Source organism: Sulfitobacter sp. 1A12157, from assembly GCF_043557345.1.
GTDB lineage: Bacteria > Pseudomonadota > Alphaproteobacteria > Rhodobacterales > Rhodobacteraceae > Sulfitobacter.
In genome coordinates, this window is record NZ_JBIFFV010000024.1 from 1 (window position 1) to 1,477 (window position 1,477).

The window sequence follows — 1,477 nt, forward strand, 5'->3', positions numbered from 1 at the left end:
ATCTCAGACATAAGCACGTGCTTAAGGCTATCCTTAAGCCTTGTGTGGTTGCCGTCCGTAGTGCAAGAGGCATTCTGACTTTTAAACGTGTGATCGAGTTCGGTCTTGTGTCAGGCCTCAAATTTGCGGCTTTGCTTTGGTCAGAGCCGCGGGCCGGTATGGTGATCCGCGGATTGGGTCCAAATCTCCTTGGCGAGCTTGACGCTCCTTGGCTTAAACTGGTTTCCACAATCCGGATCTGTTCGATCATGCGCCCATTCAGGTCATCGACTTCTCACACCTCCTTGCCGGGCTTGGCTTTTAGTTCGTCGGCATGTCACATAGCCGCAGCCAAGGCCGGATCTCGATAATCTTCGTTTTTGATCAGCATAGCCCAGATCGTTCGCGCCATCTTGTTCGCCAGCGCGACTGCCACCAACATCCGTGGCTTCCTTGACAGTATGCGCGCCAACCATGATCCCGACTTAGGCGGCTTACGGCTAGCCCAATTCACACAAGCCATCGCGCCGATGATTAGCAGCCTTCGGATATCAGCCTGACCAGCTTTTGATACCCGGCCTAGCCTTTCTCTACCACCAGACGAAAATTGCCGGGGAACGAGCCCAAGCCAGGCCGCAAAATCGCGACCACAGCGGAAGTTCTCCATAGCTGGCGCGAAGGCTTCAATAGCCAACGCAGTCACCGGACCTACGCCTGGCATAGTCTGAAGCCGCCGCGCGGACTTACTATGTCGGGATAATTCCGTAAGCCTCTTCGTTTTCTTCTCAATTCGCGCCGTCTGCTCACCAATCTGAGCTAACAAATCGTGGCACTCTTCCCGAACAAGCTCGGGGAGGTCGATCTCGTCCCCTTCGATCACGGCCTTGATCTGCTTGATGCGACCAATACCGAGTGGAATGACTTGACCGTATTCGTAAAGCATCGATCGAAGCGCGTTTACCAATTCCGTCCTCTGACGAACCACACGTTCGCGTGCTCGGAACAGGGCAGCCCGTGCTTGCTGCTCGGAAGTCTTAGGCTGCACAAAACGCATCTCTGGCTGGCGCGCAGCAATAACAATTGCTTCCGCATCTGCAGCATCGTTCTTTTGGCGTTTGACAAAGGGTCGTACATATTGCGGTGCAATCAGTTTTACATCATGGCCCGCTTTGGCTAGTTCGCGGGCCCAGTAATGGGCACTCCCGCAAGCTTCTATTATTACAAGTGCTGGCGGTTGCTCCGTGATGAATCGGAAGAATTGTCCACGTGACAGTTTCTTCCGGCACTTCACATGGCCTGTCATCGATGCCACGTGAACCTGGAAAGCATTCTTCGCCAGGTCAATCCCGATCATTGTATCCTTCATGTCGCCATCCTCTCTATTCTGGCGCTGTGCCAGCCACAATTTTGGCACAACACGATGCCGTTTGGGGAGGACGGCAACCACCCCATCTCCTTGGTCAGTCCAAGGTGTCCGGTCGAAATGGGGGCCAGTTCA

The 1,477-nt window shown here is 54.2% G+C and carries 1 protein-coding gene; it reads right to left on the reverse strand.

Features of this window, described 5'->3' with window-relative positions; all coding sequences use genetic code 11:
• Positions 1-316: 316 nt before the first annotated feature.
• Positions 317-1,345, reverse strand: a complete 1,029-nt coding sequence (locus ACGYLC_RS17625; RefSeq protein WP_394424235.1) for an IS110 family transposase — start codon at positions 1,343-1,345, stop codon at positions 317-319.
• Positions 1,346-1,477 lie beyond the last annotated feature (132 nt).